Below are 19,691 nucleotides of genomic sequence, written 5' to 3' on the forward strand. Positions count from 1 at the left end.
CTGCCGGCGGATCGAGCCGACGGTGCTCTATGCGGGAGTCAGCAGTGAGTTACAACAGGCTTCCCGCCGCGGAATTATATCCTATCTTGGGGATCATGCGCCCCAGCGACCTTCTTCATCCCCGGCCCGAGGGCCTCTATTGCCCGCCGGGCGATTTCTTCATCGACCCGGTGCGGCCGGTCGATCGCGCGTTGATCACGCATGGCCATTCCGACCATGCGCGTTCCGGCCACCGCTCTGTGCTGGCGACGCGGCAGACACTCGACATTATGGGCCTGCGCTACGGCGAGGATTTCGCGGGAACAATGCAAGCGGCACAGCTCGGCGAGACGATTGCACTCAATGGCATCAGCGTCAGCTTCCATCCAGCCGGCCATGTGCTGGGCTCGGCGCAGATAGCGGTCGAGCATCAGGGCACGCGCATCGTCGCTTCCGGCGACTACAAGCGGCGGAGGGACGCGACCTGCGCGCCATTCGAGCCGATCCCGTGCGATGTGTTCATCACCGAAGCGACCTTCGGCCTGCCGGTGTTTCGCCATCCCCCCGACACAGAAGAAATCGCCCGCCTGCTGAAATCGGCAGCGCAGTTCCCCGAGCGCTCGCATCTGGTCGGCGCCTATGCGCTGGGCAAGGCGCAAAGGGTGATGCGGCTGTTGCGCGACGCCGGCTACGACAGGCCGCTCTACATCCATGGCGCGCTGGCCAAGCTCAGTGAATATTACCAGAGCCAAGGCATAGACCTTGGGCAACTGGAGCCGGCGACCGTCGAAAGCGGCGGCAAGGATGATTTTACAGGCGCCATCGTCGTCGGCCCGCCATCGGCCTTCGCCGACCGCTGGGCGCGGCGTTTTCCCGATCCGATCTCGTGCTTCGCGTCAGGCTGGATGCGCATTCGCCAGCGCGCCAAGCAAGGCGGCGTCGAACTGCCGCTGATCATCTCGGACCATGCCGACTGGGATGAGTTGACCGCCACCATCAAGGAGACCGGAGCCGAGGAGATCTGGGTGACGCATGGCCGCGAGGAAGCGCTGGTGCGCTGGTGCGAACTCGAAGGCATCGCCGCCCGGCCGCTGCATCTGGTGGGATACGAGGACGAGGGCGATTGATGCTAGTTGCTGATCCACCAATCACCGGCGCCGCGATCCTTCACACCCCCCTCTGGCCTGCCGGCCATCTCCCCCGCAAGGGGGGAGATCAGATGTCACCGCCGCTTTCGCTAATCACCAACCGCGCAAGGAGAGTGCTGGCATCGAAGCTGCCAATCTCCCCCCTTGCGGGGGAGATGTCCGGCAGGACAGAGGGGGGTGTGCCGAAGTGCCAAGCCCATCCAGTAGTGTCACCATGAACCGCTTCGCCGAACTACTCGACCGCCTGGTGCTGACGCCGTCGCGCAACGGCAAGCTGACCTTGCTGACCGACTATTTCCGCACGGTAGAGGATCCCGACCGCGGGCTGGCGCTGGCTGCCATCACCGGCGATCTCCACATTGCCGCGGTCAAGCCGGCGATGCTGCGCATGCTGGTCACCGAACGCATGGATCCGGTGCTGTTCGGCTATTCCTACGACTATGTCGGCGATCTCGCCGAAACGGTGTCGCTGGTCTGGCCGCAAACGCCCGGAAACATCGCGAACCGCGAGCCGACGCTTGGCGAGGTCGTCGCCAGACTGCAGGCGGCGAGCCGCTCCGACGGACCGAAGGTGCTGGCAGGGCTGCTCGACAGCGCCGGCATCTCGGCCCGCTTTGCCATCATCAAGCTGGTCACCGGCGGCTTGCGCATCGGCGTGTCGGCGCGGCTGGCCAAACAGGCGCTGGCGGATTTCGGCAAGGTCGACATCGCCGAGATCGAAGAGCTCTGGCACGGGCTGTCGCCGCCTTACACAGCGCTGTTCGCGTGGCTGGAAGGCAAGGCCGAAAAACCCAGGAACACGGCGTTGGCATTGTTTCGACCGGTGATGCTGTCGAACCCGGTTGGCGACGGCGATCTCGAAAAGCTCGATCCGGCGGATTATGCCGCCGAATGGAAATGGGACGGCATCCGTGTCCAGGCGGTGGCCGAGGGCGGTATCCGCCGGCTCTATTCGCGCACCGGCGATGACGTTTCGGGTGCCTTTCCGGACCTCGCCGATGCCATGCATTTTTCCGCAACGCTGGACGGCGAACTGCTTGTCGGCGATCCCCGGCAGGCGACGGGAACGTTCTCGGATCTGCAGCAGCGGCTGAACCGCAAGACGGTGACACCGAAGATGCAGCAGCAATACCCGGCCTTCATGCGCTGCTACGATCTGCTCCAGGTCGGCGGCGAGGATCTGCGCGCGCTGTCGTTTCGCGAGCGGCGCGGCCGGCTGGAAGCGTTTGTCGGGACGCTCGACCCGAGCCGTTTCGATATTTCGCCATTCGTCGACTTCACGGATTGGCAAACGCTGGAGGAACTGCGCCGGGTGCCACCGCATCCGATTATCGAAGGCGTCATGCTCAAGCGCTGGGACTCAGCCTATGTCGCCGGCCGGCCGAAAGGTCCATGGTTCAAATGGAAACGCGATCCGCACACGGTGGACGCCGTGCTGATGTATGCCCAGCGCGGCCACGGCAAACGCTCGAGCTTCTATTCCGACTATACGTTCGGTGTCTGGACAGGTGCAGAAGGCGAGGAGGAACTGGTGCCGGTCGGCAAGGCCTATTTCGGCTTCACCGACGAGGAGTTGAAGCAGATCGACAAATATGTCCGCGACAACACGATCGAGCGTTTCGGGCCGGTGCGCTCGGTGCGGGCCGACCGCGACAACGGCCTGGTGCTGGAAGTCGCCTTCGAAGGGCTCAACCGCTCGACCCGGCACAAATCCGGCGTCGCCATGCGCTTTCCCCGCATTTCGCGGCTGCGCTGGGACAAGCCGGCCAACGAGGCCGACCGCATCGAGACGCTGCAGGCGCTGCTCGACCGCTAGACCGTTCGGCGCTCTTACGGCTCGATCGAAACGCGGATTTCGTAGATGTCCGCGGCCTTGCCCTGCTTGTCGAAGTCGGAATTGATGGCAATGGTGCCGGCCGAGCCCGGGCGCTTATCCGGAAACTGAACGTCGAACAGATATTCGTTCTGCTGCTGGCCGACCGCATAGCGCTTGCGGCCGCAGTCGCCGAGTTCTCCGAAATTGCAGTCGACCGAAATCTGCGTCTCCTTGCCTTCTTCGGAGCGGGCAATGATGTCGAACACGGCATGTTTGCCGGCCAGCTTCTCCAGCACGCCTTGTCCGACGTCGAAACTGATCGCCGAACCGGACGCGCCGGAACGGATGCGCAGGAACGAACCGGTATCGTCCTTCATCACCTCGGCCCTGGCGTCAGACGGCGCGCTGACATGGGATGCATCGGCCGGCGAAAACACATTGATCCAGTCGCGCGCCTGGTCCGCGGCGCCGGGTTTTGCCGGACCGCCGTCGGCCGGTGTGAAATCGTCGTCCTCGACGGTCGGCGGTGCCTGCGGCGGGGCGGTGTCGAGTTGCGCGGATGTCTTGAACACGCCGGTCTGCACGGCGAAGAACAGGCCGATGCCAACCGCGGCGAGCAGTGTCACGGTCAGGAAGATGGCGGTCAGCGGCAGGCGACGCCCCCTTATGCGCCGTTCATCGCGGTCGGGCGCCACTTCCGTCGTCGCGCCGGCCGAGGCCGGAACCGACATGTCGATGGCCGGAGCATCGGGAAGCGTGGCGTCCGGCATGATGTCGGGAACGACGGGCAGAACGCGCGAGCGCGGCGCATCGGCAGCGGATTGCACGGGTCCGTCGACGACGACATCCGGGGACGATGCCTCTCGGCCGGTTTCGACCGCGGGCGCCGAGTCCGCTCCGAGTTCGACCGCCGGTGCATCGCCCTGCGGGCCGACATCCGGCACCGCCGGCAGGAACTCGGATTCGATTTCGGTGATTTTCGCCTGGATTGCCTTGCGGCGCTTGATGGCGACCTCAACGGTCACACCGGGATTGGCCTGGAGCGCGCGATCGAGCGCGGCAAAAGCCGAGCGATAGACCCTCTCGCGGAACGCGCGGTCCTCGGCATTGCCTTTCTCCAAGGCGTTCCGGATCGCTTTTTCGATCGCGTCCAAGCAGGTCCCTCTGTCTTTGCCAACCTTGCCGTGATCGTTAGCCGCAGGCGACCAATCAATCAACGGGCGAGCGGCGTATTCTGCCTCGCAGAGGTGTGCAAAGTCCATTCCGGCGCTGTTCCGGCAACAAAATCAGCATGTTTGGCCGATTTTCACGCGCAGGGAGCGCATGCACCGTGTGCAGCATCCCTTGGCGATTGATCGGCGGACAAGGCGGCGGTCGGCTTTCGAGGTGCCATGACGCCGTCGCAGGAATTGCCACGTCGCATCTTGAATTCGCGCCCGGTTGCGTCTATCACCGCCGCATCCTGGAGGCCTTGGCTTCCCGGGCCGCTTTAGCTCAGTTGGTAGAGCACCGCATTCGTAATGCGGGGGTCAGGTGTTCGAGTCACCTAAGCGGCACCATTCCTCCTCCATTTTGTCGTCTGCCCCTGGTGCAAAGGATTGCGACGCCGGCCTGGCAGATCTGCCATTGTCGAGACCCCGGTTTGGTGTGAAACTCATGGCCTCAGCATGGGAGGTCAAAAAATGCCCAACAATTTCAAGACCGGAGACGTCGTCAGGCTGAAATCCGGAGGCCCCAGGATGACGATCAGCGATGGCGCAGCCTCGGGCATGTATCTGTGCCACTGGTTCAATCGCGAGGGCGAGGTGTGGACCCCGCAACATGCCGGGTTCAAGCCCGAACAACTGATTGCGGCCGACCAGTCGGACTAGAGTTTCTTCCATCCCGATCAGATCGGGATGGGCAGCCTCTGTTGTCCTGGGATGAACGGATCAGCACGTGCGACCGACGGATTTTCCGGGGCGCGGCGTTTAACGGTTGAAGCGCGATTGCGGCACAAGCCGTCTGCGTCGCGCCAACCTGGAGACGCACAACATGATCAGTCGTTCGATATCAGTCGTTGCCTTGAGTTTGCAGACCGTTGCGGCTTTCGCCCAGGCAGCGACGCCGCCTGCACCGCCAACGGCCGCGCCACTTGCCGCGCCAGGCGCTTCGGGGACCACGTCCGATATCACGCTGGCCAAATTCCAGAAGCGGCGCGAAAAGGCGATCATGGCGGCCGACACGGATGGCGACGGCAAGATCAGCCTGCTGGAATGGGAGGCCTTTCAGACGAAGCGCAACGCCAAAGGCGACGCCGCCAAATCCTTCGCGCGGATCGATTCCAACCATGACGGCTTCATCGATCGCGCCGAACTCGATGCATTCTTCGCCAGGCGCTTCGCCCGGCTGGACAAGAATGCCGACGGCATTTTGACGGCCGACGAACTGCCGGGCCACAAAACCGCTCCCAAGCAGGAACAATGACCAAGAGGCAATGACGCGCGATGAACATCGGGAGTGCGCCGACTGATGGCTGCGGATCCGGACGAGGAGCTGGTTCGCCGTGTTGGCGCCGGCGAGCCCGCAGCCGTGCAAACGCTCGTCGCGCGCAAGCTGCCACGTATACTGGCGCTTGCCGTGCGCATGCTCGGCGATGCGGCGGAGGCCGAGGATGTCGCGCAGGAAACCTTCGTGCGGATCTGGCGCCATGCCGCGAGCTGGCGGCGCGGCAATGCGCGCTTCGACAGCTGGATCCACCGGGTGACGCTCAACCTTTGCTACGACCGGCTGCGTCGCAGGCGCGAGTGGGTGACCGGCGACCTGCCGGACGTGGTCGACCCTGCGGCACTTCCCGACGCCCCTCGCCAAGAGGACGCGCTTCGGGTCGAACGGGCACTGCAAGCCATAGCGCCGCGTCAGCGCGAAGCGATCGTTCTGGTCTATTATCAGGAGATGTCCAATATCGAGGCGGCAGCGACCTTGCAGATCAGCGTCGATGCCCTGGAGAGCCTGCTTGCGCGCGGCCGGCGGTCGCTGCAGGCGATCCTGACGGGGGATGGCGCCGATGAGTAAGCACCGGGCAAGCACCAACGCACTACGGCCATTGCGCCTTGCTGGTGCCGCCTGGCGCTCGGCGCCGACGGGCAAGGAGGAGACACATGGCTGAAGGGTCCAGAAACGAAATGGATGCCAGGCGCTTTGCCGCCTTGGCACAGGCCTATGGCGGCGACTTGCGGCGATGGCCCGAGGCTGAGCGAATGGCCGGCACGGTCTTTGCCGCGAGCGGCGCGGGCAAGGCCATCTTGAGGCAGGCCGGGGCACTTGACGCGCTGCTCGACAGCTACCGCGTCGACGCCACGGACAAGGCGCTGCACAGCAGCATTCTGCAGGCTGCCGGCCGGCACCTCGTCCAGCGCCGGCGTCAGTGGTTCTGGTGGCTGGGACTTGGACTTGCCGGTATTGGTCTGGCCGGTGCCGTGGCAGGACTGGCCCTGGTGACCATCGTCACGCCGGAGGTCCAGCCGGACCATTATGTGCTGGATGCCAATGTGACGGCGTTTGGCGATGCCGGCCCCGATGCCGAGAACGGTGAGGAAAACCTATGAGCCCGCGCTGGATCCGTGGCCTGGTCATTGCTTCCGTGGTGCTGAACGTCTTTCTTGCAGGCGCATTTGCCGGCGGTGCGGTCTGGCTGAGAAATGCCAAATCGGGTGTCTCGCTGGAATCGGCTGGCCGACAGCTTCCCAACCAGGACCGCAAGGCGTTCCGCCTGGCGCTGCGCCAGGTTCGCGTGGAGTCCCGGCAGATCATTCTAGATGGCCAGCAGGCGAGGCAGGAGGCAGCGGACCTGTTGCAGCAGCCTGTCATGGACAAGGCCGCCTTGTCCGCCGCGCTGGAGCGGGCACGCAATGCCGATGTGACGGTGCGCAGCCGGCTTGAACAGGCCATTGTCGACTTCGCGGCGAACACGTCACACGAAAACCGGAGCGTGCTGGCACAGGCATTGCTGCGCCATATGGAACGCCGCGCCGCCGTTGCGCCGAAAAAATCGCCATGACGACCGACGGAAAAGGCCGGAGACGCCGTTTAACGACGCGAAGGGACAAGCCTGCCCGATCGCACCATGCAGGGCGGCCATCTTCAAACTCGAAAGCACTCGGAGTCCAATTATGAGTCGCCTGAAAAACTATGCAGCAGCCGCTATGCTGGCCCTCAGCGGAACGGTCGTGACAGCCACCGCGTCCAGCGCAATGCCCATCGTGTCCGTTGCCCAGCCGGCCGCCCAGGCATCGGTCGAGCATGTCCGCTGGGGCTGCGGCATCGGCTGGCATCCGAACAGATGGGGACGTTGCGTGCCGAACGGCGTCGTCATCGTGCGCCCGCGCTACCACTACTGGCACGCTCCGGTCCACGTCTGGCATCCGCACCATCGCTGGCACCACTACTGATCGAAGCACGGTAGGGCCAGGCGCTTGTGAAACCTGGTCCCGCCGTTGCGGACAGCGCGATCCCCGGAATTAAGGTTAAATTCACTATAGATTTGTTCTTAGCCCACGAATAATCGAAGAGTTTCCCGAAACTATGCTCAGGCATATTCATGGGAAAATCTGTGGCTCAGCTTCACAATCTTGGTCGGCTGCTCTGTCATCCGCTGACGCTGGCCGTGGTCAGCCTAGCCGGTGTCTTCGCCGCCGGACGGGCCGAGCACGAATGGCTGTCGGTGCCGTTCTCGCTGGCGCTGGTGGCTGCCCTTGCCGGACTTCTGTTCCTGGCTTCGGGGCGCCTTGTCTTTTCCGTCTATCTCGCCTGGATGGGCATCGCTTTCATCACAGTGGTGTCAGCGATCAAATTCAGGATGAAGGGGTTTTCGCTGCACTTCTACGACACGGTCTTCGTGTCGAAGGATCCGGAAGTGTACCGCTTCCTGCTCGGCTCCTACCTCCATCTGATCGCGCCGGTCGTTGTTGCCCTGGTGCTCGGCATCGGGGCTGCGATCCTTCTGTTCCGGATCGATCGAAAAATCGGCTGGCCGGTGTCGGCACGCGTCCTGGTCATGGCGGCGCTCGTCGTTCTGGTGCCGCTGACCTTTCCGGCCGAGGCCTCGAAGGACCGCTATTTCTACTACATGCAGGGCCGGCACATGTCGGCCTTCTTCGTCTCGCTGCTGGATTTGCACAACCTCGTTGTTGAATCGGGCTTCGAAAAGCGGCTGCAAGCCGTCGCGCCGCAGCCGCCTTTTGCCGATGCCGTCGATTGCGGTGACCGCTCGAACCTTCCCGATGTCTTTTTCGTGCTCAGCGAAAGCCAATCCGATCCCGGCTATTTTCCGCAGGTCGGCAATGGCGCGGGATTCCTGCAGAGATTCGCACCCAAAGCGCACGCCGCATCCGATGCAGGTCGAGACGTTTGGCGGCGGCACCTGGATCACCAATCTGTCGCTGATGACAGGCCTGTCGGCCACCGATTTCGGCTGGCGAAGCCCCTATTTGACCATCACCCTGCAGGACAAGGTCGCCGGCGCCTTGCCGGAGGTGCTGGCGCGCTGCGGCTATCGAACTGTCGTGATGACGCCGATGGACTTTTCGTTCGTCAATGAAGGGCCGTTCCTGAAATCGATCGGTTTCGAGACCGTGCTCGACATCAAGGACATCGCCGCGCCCTTCTACCACCTGCGCGATATCTTTTATTACCAGGCGGCCGAAGCATTCATCGCCAGGCACCGCAAGGAAGACGGCCGGCCGCTGTTCCTCGAAATCCAGACCATGTTTCCGCACTCACCCTATGAGGGGCGGATGGAGCCCGAGCTGAAGGTCGAGGGCGAGCCGTTCTCGGGCGATTTCCAGGCCAATGAGTATCTGCGCCGGATGGCGGTAGCGCGCGGCGATTTCCAGCATTTCCTCGACAAGAGGGAAGCGGATGCCGGTGAACGCGGCGCCGTGGTGCTCGAGTTCGGCGATCACCAGTCGTCGGCGACCAAGCCGTTCGTCGACGCGATCGCCGGGGACGACGCCTTGGCGACCCCTGGCTCGCTTGCCTACCGCACCTTCTACACGCTCACCACCTTCAACCATCCTTTGCGCCATCCGATGCCTGACCTGGCTCCGCTCGACGTCGGCTTCCTCAGTGCAAGCCTGCTCGACGCGGCGGGCCTGCCGATGTCGCCTGTCATGGCCGATCTCGTGCGCCTGCGCGACCATTGCGGCGGCAGGTTCCATGGCTGCAAGGACAGGGCAGAAGTGGACGCGCATCTGCGCCGGCGCGTCGATTCAGGGCTGCTGCATCTGTTCCCGGAGGCGGCGCCGCTGCGTTCGCCGGCGCCGTTCCAATCGGTAGACGCCCGCTAGATATTTCAGTCGATTTTATCCGGTCCCAGCGTCGCCACCGTCTTCAACGCACCATCGAGCATGTCGCCCTTCTCGTCCTTCAGCGCCATCTCGCGCAGGCGGCGGATCCAGTCGGCGGCGTCCGTGCGGCCCTTGACCAGATCGAGCGCCGACAGCACCCGGTCGAATTTCGATTGCGCACGGACATGGGTGTCGCTGTAGCCCTTGATCAGGCGGCGGCAGTTGAGGATCTCGACGGCCAGCGCGTAGTCCTGGCGAACATGGTCGAGCGCCAGCGCGTACCAGCGGTCGAGATGCGCGACCTCGACCTTGTGGCGTAGCAGGCTGCGGCGCCAACGGCGCAGGCCGCCGATGAACCACAGTGCGGCAAAGCCGGCAAAACTGTCGGTGCGGATGCGGCGGCCGTGGTTGATGCGGCGATCAAGAAAGGCGGCGAGCTTCGGCCGGTCCTCGATGTAGCTGCCCAGACCAGCCGGCAGCGTGCCGCAGAATTCCTCGATGCGCGGATGGAAATACTCGGTCACCTGCAGGATCGAGCCGTCCTTGACGCCGACCTCGCGGCGCACGCGTTTGTCGCGCGTCAAGCGCGTCTTGAGATCGGCGACGCGGATCATGTCGTCGTAGCATAGCGCGTTGGCCAGATGCTTGGCGGCAGCGATCGACAGGCCATAGCCGCGATCCGGCCCGTCCAACGCGACGGCCTCGTCCAGCCGGTCGAGATACTCGCGCCCGTAGGCGATGTCCTGATAGTCGACGACCTTTCTCAAGCCCCGAAGTGCCATGTCGCGTACGGCCACCGGCAACAGGTCGATGCGGGTAGCCAAGGTCTGCCAGCCCTGCAGCAGGTTTTGCGGGCCACTCACCTGTCCTGTGCCCAGGGCAGATTCGACTATCGCGGGCTCGGCCGGCTTCGGCGCCGGTGCCGCCGTGCCGCGCGCGCGGTCAAACGCAGCGCCGAAGGCAGCGAGGCTGGCCTTGACGCCCCGGCCGCCGGCACCGATCGCCTGTTCGTAGCTCTCGCGGGTGAAGGGCAGCGCATCGGACCCCGCCAGCGCGCCAAGCAGGCTGGCCGAGATCATCGAACCATTGTCGGCGGCGATCTTTTCCATGTCGAAAGCGATGAAGCGCTTCGATGCTGCTTCCGCCGTCGCATGAACCTTGGAGGACGAGGCCCGGCCATCGCCCGGCTCGATCTTTTCCGACACGGCGGCGATGCGGTGCGAGGAGGCGATCAGCGTGGTCCGCTCGGGCGTGACGAAGCCGCGAATGATGGCACGGCCGGCTTCCATCAATTCGGCGGCGATCAGGATGTCGACGTCGCCCTGCGACGGCGACAGCGCGAAGACCGGCAGCCGGCCGGTATCGCCGGCCATCTCCACATAGTAAATGGTGGCGCCGGTACGCTGGGCGACACCGGCGACCGAGGTCGATTGCGCAACAAAGCCGTTGCGCTCGGCGACATCGGTGATCCAATCGGCGAGCACGCCACCGCCTTGGCCGCCGACCGCCAGCACGGCGAGCTTGATGACACGCTCACTGTCCTGAGCGCCGGCGTGGGCGCGAAGTGGGGGGACGGCGTCAAGCATCGGCGAAAGTCAGGCGCCGGCTTTCGCGGCGACGCTGCAACAGGCTGATGGTGGCGCGGCGCGCGGCTTCCAGGAAGCGATCCCAGCGGCTCGGATTGTGCACGACGTCGGCGCGATAGAAGGACGGGCAAAGCACCGCCGCATCCGCGACCTCGCCGCAATTGCCGCAGCCGACGCAGCTCTGATCGATATGCGCCACCGGATCGTCGCGCAACGGGTCGTCGAGCGACTTCACCGACAGCGAGGGGCAGCCGGACAGACGCATGCAGGCATGGTCGCCGGTGCAGATATCCTCGTCGACACCGAACTTCGGTTTCACGACACGGGTCCCGCCCTTGATCGCCTTGTCGACCAGCGGCTTTTCGCGGCGCTGCCGGTTGAGCATGCATTCGGACGAGGCGACGATGACCTTCGGCCCCTTCTCGTCCGTCGTCAGCGCCTCGCGCAGCGTGTCCTGCATCTTGGTGACGTCATAGGTGCGGTCGACATGGCGCAACCATTTGACGCCCATGCCTTTCACCGCCTCGGTGATCGGATGCTTCGTCGACTTGGTCTTGTTGCCGGCGCGGGACGACAGGATGTCCTGGCCGCCGGTCGCGGCCGAGTAAAAATTATCGACGATGACGATGACCCCGTCATTCTTGTTGAACACCGCGTTGCCAATCGAGGAGGTCAGGCCGTTGTGCCAGAAGCCGCCATCGCCGACGAAGGAGATGGAGCGGCGCTTGGCATCCGGCGAATTGAACGCCGAGGCCGAGGCCGGACCCAACCCATAGCCCATGGTGGTGGCGCCGAGCTCGAAGGGCGGCATGATCGAGAACAGATGGCAGCCGATGTCGGAAGCGATGTGATGCTTTCCGAGCTCCTGCTCGACCAGCTTGGTCGCGGCAAAGATCGGCCGTTCCGGGCAGCCGATGCAGAAGCCCGGCGGACGGCCCGGCACGACATTGATCAGGTCGGCTGCGTCGACGCCATCGCCGACCTTGTTGGGCGCCCGCACTTGGCCGGGCAGCAGATGCGGCGCCTCGGCGCGCAGGAAGGCGCCGATGCCGTCGAGCATGACCTGGCCGGTATACTCGCCGGCCATCGGCAGATGTTCCTTGCCGACCAGCCTGGTGCCGCGCCCGGCCTTGTGCAGCATCGAGGCAAAGGCCTGTTCAATGTAGTTGGGCTGGCCTTCCTCGACGACCAGCACCGACTGCTTGCCCTCGCAGAAGGACAGGAACTCGTCATCGATCAAGGGATAGACGGCGTTGAGCACATAGAGCGGCACGTCGGTGTCGCCATAAGTGTTGGCAAGGCCTAGCCGCTGCAGCGCGCGAATGACCGAATTGTACATGCCGCCCTGCATGACGATGCCGACCGAACCATGATCCGAGCCGAAGAACTCGTTGATCTTGTTCTTGCGGATGAAATCGACCGCTGCCGGCCAGCGCTTCTGCACCTTCTCCTTCTCATGCAGGAAGGAAGCAGGCGGCAGCACGATGCGGCCGGTGTCGCGGCGCGGTGCGTCTAGCGCATCGGCGACCGTCATAGGCGGCCGCTTGTTGTCCTTGGCGATGAAATGGCCATGCACGTGGCAGCAGCGGATACGCACCTGCAGCATGACCGGCGTGTTGGAAATCTCGGACAGTTCGAAACCGTCCTCCACCGACTTGACGATCGACGGCAGGTTGGGGCGCGGGTCGAGCAGCCAGACCTGGCTTTTCATGGCGAAGGCATGACTGCGTTCCTGCATGATCGAGGAGCCTTCGCCATAGTCCTCTCCGACAATGATCAGCGCGCCGCCGGTGACGCCGCCGGAGGCGAGGTTGGCCAGCGCATCGGAGGCGACATTGGTGCCGACCGTCGACTTGAAGGTCGCCGCACCGCGGATTGGGTAATGCACCGAGGCGGCCAGCATGGCGGTGGCGGTGGCTTCGGAAGCGCTGGCTTCGAAATGCACGCCGAGTTCGCCCAGAATGTCCTGTGCGTCGGCCAGCACGTCCATCAGGTGACTGATCGGAGCGCCCTGATAGCCGCCGACATAGCCGACGCCGCATTGCAGCAGCGCCTTGGTGATGGCGAGGATGCCTTCGCCGGCAAATTCCTCGCCAGCGCCGAGCCGGAGCTTTTCGACTTCCTTGGCAAAGGACCGTTCGGCCATTTTTTTCTCCCTTCCGTTACCGCCAGCATTGGCGGCGCGTAGGTCTAGATGTCGTGCTTGCGAACGTTTTTCAGCATCTTCAAAAGCGTGGCGATGAGCGCTGCGTATTCAGCGTCGTCGATATCGTCGAACATTGCCTCGAACGCATCATGCATGGCCGGCCAGGCGCGGGTAAACTCGGCCCGGCCCTCATCGGTCAGGAACACGTGGCGGATGCGGCTGTCGGTGACACCCTGCTCGCGCCGCACAAGACTTTGGCTTTCCAGCGAGTCGAGCGTCCGGCTCAAGGTCGACTGCTCGATGACAGTATAGACCGAGAGGTCGTTGACGGTGATGCCGTCGGTGACCGACAGCACGGCCAGCGTGCGCACCTGCGGAATGGTCAGGCCCTGCTTGCGGAAATCGTCGCGCAAGGTGGCGTTGTAGCGGCCCATGATGCGGTTCATCAGATAGGGCGCGAATTGCTGCAGGCCGATCTGCCCCAGGGTCGAAATGCGCTGGCGCTTCTCAGTGACCTTCTCTTCCATCACAGCCTCCCCGCAAGGAGAAAGCCGGAACCGCCGCCAAGGCCGGCCCCCGGGTGGGTCGAGGCGCCGATATGATAGAGGCCCTTGATGCCGGTCTGATGGTTGCGGCTGGTCTTGAACGGCCGCCACAGGAACGACTGGTCGATGGTCGAGGAACCGCCATAGGGGTCGCCGCCGACCAGGTTGATGTTCATCGCCTCCAGATCGGCCGGCGAATAGGCGCGGCGCGCGATGACGCTGTCCTTGAAGCCCTCGATATGGCTGGCAAGGATCGCCTCAGTGCGATCGGCATAGGCTTCGCGTAGCGCAACGGTCCACTGCCCGTCTGCCGGTGCCTGCAGCTTGCCGGCTGCGTCACCCTTGATGTGGCGAGGCGCCTCGGGCAGTTGCAGCCACAGGATCGCCTTGCCTTCGGGGCAGCGCGACGGATCGAGCGCATGCGGCTGGCCGACACAGATGGTCGGCACCTCCGGCAGTATGCCGCGCGCCACCTCGTTGCAAGCTTTCGAGACGCCATCCAGGCCGGGCGTGAGGTGCAGCAACGCGACCGTATCCAGGCCTTCGCCCCGCCATGCGGGCGGTTTGTCCAAGGCGTAGTGGATCTGGAAATTGCCTTTGCCATAACGGTACTTTTGCGTCGCCTCGACATCGGCTTTGGGTGCATCCGCGCCAAGCAGCCTGCCATAGAGCTGCGTCGGTGTAACCGAGCAGATGACGCCCTTGTTGGCCGTGATTGTCTCGCCCGAGGCCAGCCGCACGCCGCTTGCCCGGCCATTGCTTTGAACGATCGAAGTGACGTCGGCGCCGGTGCGGATGTCGCCGCCGCGTTCCCGGATCAAAGCCTCGAAGGCCGCCAGCAGGTTTTTTGCCCCGCCCTTGACGATCGGCGCGCCCGCCGCCTCAAGCGCGAAGGCGATAACCCTAGCGATCTGGCCGGAAAAGGCGTCTTCGGGGCCGAGCCCGGCATGCAGCACCCAGGGCGCCCACAGCGCGCGAATGGTTTCGGACTGGTAGGTGCTTTCCAGCCAGCCGCGCGCCGGCACCAGTGCCTCGCCGAGAAAGGCGGCAAGGCCACGCGGGCCACGGCGCCAGGCATCGCCGGCCAGCAGCCTGGCGGTCGGATAGGACCACAAGCTGCCGCCGAGCAGGCCGAACAGCAGGCCGGCATTGCGCTCGATGCCGCCGACATCATCCGCGTGCCGGTCACCGTCGCCTGCCGCGATCGCATTAAGGGCGACGACGTTGGCGGCACGGTCGGTGCTGAGCACGGCATGGCTGCCGTCCGGCCGCAGCACGCCGGTCGGCGTGCCCGTGTGGCAGAACTCCAGCCCGTGGCGCGCGAGGTCGGCGCCCAGTGCCGCAAAGGCCGGCGAGGTGATGAACAGCACGAAGGTCGTCGCCATCACATCATGGATGAAGCCGGGCGCGGTGATCTCCTCGGTGCGCAGGCAGCCGCCGATGCGGTCGTTGCGCTCCAGGACGAGCACACGCGCCCCTTTGCCCCCGAGCATCGCCGCGCAGACCAGTGCGTTGATGCCGCTGCCGACGATGATGTGATCGGGTGCGTTCATCGGGGAGTGCTCCCGGGCTGCAGGCAGTGGAGTTCAATCGCGTGGAATTGCGCTCTACGGCGCCCCCCTCTGTCCTGCCGGACATCTCCCCCTCTCGGGGGGAGATTGGCAGCTTTGGCGCCCCACTCAATCCTGCAACGTCGTAGATTGGCGAAGACCATTGCGAAGGCCAATCTCCCCCCTTGAGGGGGAGATGTCCGGCAGGACAGAGAGGGGCGCCGTAGAGCACTGGCGCTGCGAGGCTGCCACCCTTTACCCACCATCACTCCAGTTTCGCCTTCGCGCATGATCTTCTCCCGAAGACCCCACCTCGCTCTATTGCTTCGAAACCAGCGCCAGCGCGCGGATCGGGCTGCCGGTGCCATGTTCGATCTTGAGCGGCGCCGCGATCAGGATGGCGCCCTTCGGCGGGAGCTGGTCGAGGTTGCAGAGGCTGGCGAGACCGTAGCGGTTGGCCTTGTGCATCAGCGTGTGCGCCGGGAATGGCGGCTCCATGCCGCCGGCTTTGCCGGCATCCGTCCCGATCGTCTCCGAGCCCCAGCCCTTGATATCCTTGCCGATCAGGAACTGGATGGCTTCGGCCGTCGGGCCGGGCGTGTGCGGGCCGGTCTCGTTGGCGTTGAGGAACTCGGCTTCCGAGCCGTTGCGCTTGTACCAGTCGGTGCGCATCACCACCCATTCGCCGGCATTGATCGCGCCATGCTTGGCTTCCCAGGCCTTGATGTGGTCGACAGTGAGCAGGAAATCAGGGTCGGCGGCGGCTTCCTTCGAGCAGTCGATGACATTGACCGGGCCGACGAAGTTCTGCGCCGGAATGGTGTCGGTGGCACCGTCCGGATAATCCTTGCCGGAGATCCAGTGCTGCGGCGCATCGAAATGCGTGCCCGAATGCTCGCCGAGCTTCAGCCAGTTCCATGCCCACCACGGGCCGTTCTTGTCATATCGGGAGATCGAGTGGATCTCGACCTTGGGCGTGTCGACGGCGAGTTCCGGCGGCAGTTTGATCAGCGGTGTGTCAGGCCCGAGCGGCGCCGTCAGGTCGACCACCTTGATGGCGCCTGAAAGAAGCTGGCCGGCGACTTCGCCGAGGAGTTTTTGCGTGTCCATGGTTCTCTGTTCCCTCTTTCGTGTGATGATCAAGGCTCGTCTCGGCCCTTAATATCCTACTAGACGAAAACATATGCATCTGCAATTATCTTTAAGCATAAAGGAAATGGGAACGGGGCGTGAGCGAATTCGACGCCATCTTTGTCGGGGCGGGCCACAACAGTCTGGCATGCGCCGCGCATTTGGCGCTTAAAGGCTGGAAAACCGGGATTTTCGAGCGCAGTGCAACGATCGGCGGCGCCGTCCAGACACGCGAATTCACCCTTCCCGGCTTCCGCCACGATTTCGGCGCGATGAATCTGAGCCTGTTTGCCGGCTCGGCCTTCCACCGGAAATATGCAAATGAATTGAAAGCACAGGGGCTGGAGTTTGCCCCGGTCGCCGATTGTTTCGCCAGCGCCTTTCCGGACGGTCGGTGGTTCGGCGTCAGCAACGATCTGGAAAAGACCACTGCCCGCATGGCCGCCTTCTCCGCCGCCGATGCCACGACATGGCGCAGGCTGGTCGCCGCCTTCCCGGCGGAGGCCGAGCATCTGTTCCGGCTGCTGGGATCGCCGATGAGCGCTCGCGCGCTTGCCGGCACGGCGTGGGGCCTGTGGCGCAAGAAGGGCATGTCTGGGGCGCTCGATACGGGCCGCCTGCTGTTGTCCTCGCCCCGCGCCTGGCTGGAGGAGAATTTCGAGTCGCCGCATATCAGGGCAACGCTCGCCACCTGGGGCATGCATCTCGACTTCGCGCCCGACATCGCCGGCGGCGCCGTCTTCCCCTATCTGGAATCGATGGCCAACCAGAGTTTCGGCATGGTGCTGGGCAAAGGCGGCGCCGACACCATCATTAAGGCGCTGTCGGGCATGGTCACCTCAGCCGGCGGCAAGATCGCCACCGATGCCGAAGTGGCCGAGATCACCGTTTCCGCCGGCAAGGCGACTGGCGTGCGGCTGGCTTCCGGCGAGATGCATACCGCCACGAGGGCGGTCATCGCCGGCGTTGCGCCGAAGGCGCTGACCGGCAGATTGCTTCCCAATGGTTCGGGTGACACCGGCTTCGACACGGCCATGCAAAAATTCCGCCACGCGCCGGGCACGATGATGATCCATCTGGCGCTCGACGATCTGCCGGACTGGCGCGCCGGGCGCGAGCTTCGGCAGTTCGCCTATGTGCATCTGTCGCCGTCGCTCGACGCCATGTCGCGCACCTATCAGCAGGCGATGGCGGGCATGCTGCCGGACGAGCCGGTGCTGGTCGTCGGCCAGCCGACAGCGATCGACCCATCGCGTGCGCCGGAAGGCAAGCATGTGCTGTGGGTGCAGGTGCGGATGCTGCCCGCCGAAATCACAGGTGATGCGGCCGGCAAGATCGCGCCAGCGCATTGGGACGAGGTGAAGGACGCCTACGCCGAGCGTGTCCTCGACATCATCGAGACCTACGCACCCGGCCTGCGAAACAAGATCATCGCCCGGGCCGTGTTTTCGCCCATCGATCTCGAGCGCGAGAACCCGAATCTCGTCGGTGGCGACCAGGTCTGCGGCAGCCATCATCTGGCGCAGAACTTTTTATTCCGCCCGGCGCGCGGCTATGCCGGCTGGAACACGCCGGTGGCGCATCTGCACCTCACCGGAGCCGCTACATGGCCGGGCGCCGGCACCGGTGCGGCGTCGGGCTTCATGCTCGCACAACAGCTTGGCGGGAGGTAGGAGCCGGAGATTTCCTTAAGGCTACGAGGGGCAAGGCGCTGCTGCCCAAGAAGCCTGAACCAATGACCTAAGACGCCGCGCGCAGAAACAAAACCAACAAGGGGAACGACCATGACAATCAACAGACGTGAATTGCTGGGATACAGCGCCGCGGCACTCGGGGTGGCCGCCGTCGGCCTGCCGCCGATCGCCAAGGCGGCTGCCGGCGAACTGACCATCGCCTACAACGTCAACCTGCCATCCTGGGATCCAACCACCGGCCCCTCGGCCGTCAACCCGACCATCCAGGGGCTTTACCAGTCGGTGTTCGACCAGTTCATCCCGCAGAAGCCCGATTTGTCCTTCGCGCCGGGCCTGCTCACCGAGTGGGGCTGGAACGACGACCGCACCAAGATCACGATGACGGTGCGCGAAGGCGTGACCTGGCATGACGGCTCGCCGTTCACGCCAGAGGATGTGGTCTGGTCACTGCAGCGGGCAGGTGACGAAAAGACCGGCAACCCGATCCAGTTCGTCTGGAAGAATGTCAACAACTTCAAGATCGACGGCAACAAGATCACCGGCGACGTGGTGCAGTTCGACCCGGTGTATTTCAAATGGATGTCGTTCCTGACCGGCTACATCATGCCGAAGGCCTACTACGAAAAGGTCGGCGCCGAAGGCTTCGAAAAGGCGCCGATCGGCACCGGCCCCTACATGGTCGAAAAATTCGAGCGCAACGCGTTCCTGCGGCTGAAAGCCAATCCGAACTATTGGGGCGGCAAGCCGGCCTTCGAGAATGTGACGATCAAGTTCGTCGCCGACGCGGCAAGCCGCGTCGCCGAGATCGAATCCGGCTCCTCGCAGGTGACGCTCGAAATCCCCTATGAGGAGTATGACCGGCTGATCGCCAAGGACGGGCTGGCCGGCTCGTGCAAGAACGTTTCCGACATCGGCATGATCTTCTTCAACGATATCGAGGCGATGCTGGACAAGAACGTCCGCCAGGCCGCCGTGATGGCCATCGACAAGAAGCTGCTGGTCGATCGCCTGCTGCGCGGCTACGGCCAGCCGATCGATACGCTGGAAACGCCGGAATACGCATCCTACGACGCGTCGATCAAGGTCGAGCACAATCCGGAAAAGGCCAAGGAATTGCTGGCCGCTTCCGGCTATTCGCCGGAAAAGCCGGTCAAGTTCACCATCCAGACGACCAAGGGCTTCAAGCCCAAGGACTATGAGATGATCCAGGCGATCGTCGGCATGTGGCGCAAGGTTGGCATCGAGGCGACGATCGAAGTCTACGAGATCGCCAAGCACTACGAACTGCGCGCCGCCGACAAGCTGGCGCCGGCCGCCTTCTACAATTGGGGCAACGCCATCGGCGATCCGACCACCTCGACCGGCTTTGCCATGTACGGCCCGAGCCCGCATTCGGTGTGGGACAGCCAGGATTTGATCGACATGATCAATCCGCTGTGGGGCGAAAAGGACGAGGCCAAGCGCATCGCCGGCTGGAAGGCGGTCGACAAATACATCGCCGAGCAGGCCTATGTGCTGCCGCTGATGCAGTATGCGCAGCCGATCGTGCATGCCAAGGGCGTCACTGTGGTGCAGCATGTGTCCGGCGCGCTGCTGCCGGCCCTGATGACCCCGGCCTGACCGATATGGGAAGGCACGCTGTCGTGAGGTAGCGTGTCTTCTTTAACGACGCAGGCCCTCTCATCCGGCCCTTCGGGCCACCTTCTCCCCGCTGGGGAGAAGAGACTTGGCTCAGCCGTCGGCGACCTCTTCTCCCCTCGGGGAGAAGGT

Annotated in this window: 18 protein-coding genes and 1 tRNA gene; 13 read left to right on the forward strand and 6 right to left on the reverse strand. The window is 64.1% G+C overall.

The genetic code is table 11. The features are described from left to right. Positions 1–95 precede the first annotated feature (95 nt). The gene (locus NKI99_RS10500) at positions 96–1,106 is read left to right on the forward strand and encodes a ligase-associated DNA damage response exonuclease (RefSeq protein ID WP_352610775.1); all 1,011 of its coding nucleotides are present in this window, start codon (positions 96–98) and stop codon (positions 1,104–1,106) included. A gap of 235 nt (positions 1,107–1,341) precedes the next feature. Continuing rightward, entirely contained in the window at positions 1,342–2,943 is a 1,602-nt protein-coding gene (locus tag NKI99_RS10505; protein WP_352550990.1) for a cisplatin damage response ATP-dependent DNA ligase, read from the forward strand. A gap of 14 nt (positions 2,944–2,957) precedes the next feature. Here the strand turns inward: NKI99_RS10505 and NKI99_RS10510 are convergent, their stop codons facing one another. Further along, positions 2,958–4,097, reverse strand: coding sequence for a hypothetical protein (locus NKI99_RS10510; RefSeq protein WP_352610776.1), 1,140 nt, complete (start codon positions 4,095–4,097; stop codon positions 2,958–2,960). 329 nt (positions 4,098–4,426) lie between these two features. Between NKI99_RS10510 and NKI99_RS10515 the strand changes: the two genes are divergently transcribed. From NKI99_RS10515 to NKI99_RS10555, 9 genes are all read left to right on the forward strand, one after another. Further along, a tRNA-Thr gene (locus tag NKI99_RS10515) sits at positions 4,427–4,502 on the forward strand. Positions 4,503–4,625: 123 nt separating this feature from the next. Beyond that, positions 4,626–4,814, forward strand: coding sequence for a YodC family protein (locus NKI99_RS10520; RefSeq protein WP_023811455.1), 189 nt, complete (start codon positions 4,626–4,628; stop codon positions 4,812–4,814). A 163-nt stretch (positions 4,815–4,977) separates the two neighbouring features. After that, positions 4,978–5,409 carry an EF-hand domain-containing protein gene (locus NKI99_RS10525; protein WP_352610778.1) on the forward strand — a complete coding sequence of 144 codons (432 nt, stop codon included), beginning with the start codon at positions 4,978–4,980 and terminating at the stop codon, positions 5,407–5,409. A gap of 45 nt (positions 5,410–5,454) precedes the next feature. Further along, the gene (locus tag NKI99_RS10530) at positions 5,455–5,997 is read left to right on the forward strand and encodes an RNA polymerase sigma factor (protein WP_023811457.1); all 543 of its coding nucleotides are present in this window, start codon (positions 5,455–5,457) and stop codon (positions 5,995–5,997) included. A gap of 86 nt (positions 5,998–6,083) precedes the next feature. Then, positions 6,084–6,530, forward strand: a complete 447-nt coding sequence (locus NKI99_RS10535) for a hypothetical protein (RefSeq protein WP_352610779.1) — start codon at positions 6,084–6,086, stop codon at positions 6,528–6,530. After that, on the forward strand, positions 6,527–6,982 hold the full coding sequence (locus tag NKI99_RS10540) for a periplasmic heavy metal sensor (RefSeq protein ID WP_352610780.1): 456 nt from the start codon (positions 6,527–6,529) through the stop codon (positions 6,980–6,982). The genes NKI99_RS10535 and NKI99_RS10540 overlap by 4 nt, the downstream gene beginning before the upstream one ends. 112 nt (positions 6,983–7,094) lie before the next feature. Next, positions 7,095–7,373, forward strand: a complete 279-nt coding sequence (locus tag NKI99_RS10545; RefSeq protein ID WP_352610781.1) for a GCG_CRPN prefix-to-repeats domain-containing protein — start codon at positions 7,095–7,097, stop codon at positions 7,371–7,373. A gap of 161 nt (positions 7,374–7,534) precedes the next feature. Then, a complete protein-coding gene (locus NKI99_RS10550; RefSeq protein WP_352610782.1) occupies positions 7,535–8,521 on the forward strand; it encodes an LTA synthase family protein in 987 nt (328 codons plus the stop codon). Further along, the gene (locus NKI99_RS10555; protein ID WP_352610822.1) at positions 8,412–9,269 is read left to right on the forward strand and encodes a sulfatase-like hydrolase/transferase; all 858 of its coding nucleotides are present in this window, start codon (positions 8,412–8,414) and stop codon (positions 9,267–9,269) included. The genes NKI99_RS10550 and NKI99_RS10555 overlap by 110 nt, the downstream gene beginning before the upstream one ends. Before the next feature lie 5 nt (positions 9,270–9,274). Here NKI99_RS10555 and NKI99_RS10560 read toward each other — a convergent pair whose 3' ends face one another. From NKI99_RS10560 to NKI99_RS10580, 5 genes are all read right to left on the reverse strand, one after another. Next, positions 9,275–10,855 (reverse strand): indolepyruvate oxidoreductase subunit beta family protein, encoded by a 1,581-nt coding sequence (locus NKI99_RS10560; protein WP_352610783.1) that lies wholly within the window; start codon positions 10,853–10,855, stop codon positions 9,275–9,277. Next, on the reverse strand, positions 10,848–13,001 hold the full coding sequence (locus tag NKI99_RS10565) for a thiamine pyrophosphate-dependent enzyme (RefSeq protein ID WP_352610784.1): 2,154 nt from the start codon (positions 12,999–13,001) through the stop codon (positions 10,848–10,850). The genes NKI99_RS10560 and NKI99_RS10565 overlap by 8 nt, the downstream gene beginning before the upstream one ends. Positions 13,002–13,045: 44 nt before the next feature. After that, the gene (locus tag NKI99_RS10570; protein ID WP_352610786.1) at positions 13,046–13,528 is read right to left on the reverse strand and encodes a MarR family winged helix-turn-helix transcriptional regulator; all 483 of its coding nucleotides are present in this window, start codon (positions 13,526–13,528) and stop codon (positions 13,046–13,048) included. Next, positions 13,528–15,099 carry a phytoene desaturase family protein gene (locus NKI99_RS10575; protein ID WP_352610787.1) on the reverse strand — a complete coding sequence of 524 codons (1,572 nt, stop codon included), beginning with the start codon at positions 15,097–15,099 and terminating at the stop codon, positions 13,528–13,530. Before NKI99_RS10575 ends, NKI99_RS10570 begins: the two co-directional genes overlap by 1 nt. Before the next feature lie 315 nt (positions 15,100–15,414). Beyond that, positions 15,415–16,206: a cyclase family protein gene (locus NKI99_RS10580; RefSeq protein WP_352610788.1), complete on the reverse strand. Its 792-nt coding sequence runs from the start codon at positions 16,204–16,206 to the stop codon at positions 15,415–15,417. Positions 16,207–16,325: 119 nt separating this feature from the next. Between NKI99_RS10580 and NKI99_RS10585 the strand changes: the two genes are divergently transcribed. Both NKI99_RS10585 and NKI99_RS10590 read left to right on the forward strand, forming a co-directional pair. Continuing rightward, positions 16,326–17,900, forward strand: a complete 1,575-nt coding sequence (locus NKI99_RS10585) for a phytoene desaturase family protein (RefSeq protein WP_352610789.1) — start codon at positions 16,326–16,328, stop codon at positions 17,898–17,900. Between the two features lie 111 nt (positions 17,901–18,011). Continuing rightward, positions 18,012–19,541, forward strand: a complete 1,530-nt coding sequence (locus tag NKI99_RS10590; RefSeq protein ID WP_352610791.1) for an ABC transporter substrate-binding protein — start codon at positions 18,012–18,014, stop codon at positions 19,539–19,541. Positions 19,542–19,691: the final 150 nt, after the last annotated feature.

Source organism: Mesorhizobium sp. M0239, from assembly GCF_040321815.1.
GTDB lineage: Bacteria > Pseudomonadota > Alphaproteobacteria > Rhizobiales > Rhizobiaceae > Mesorhizobium.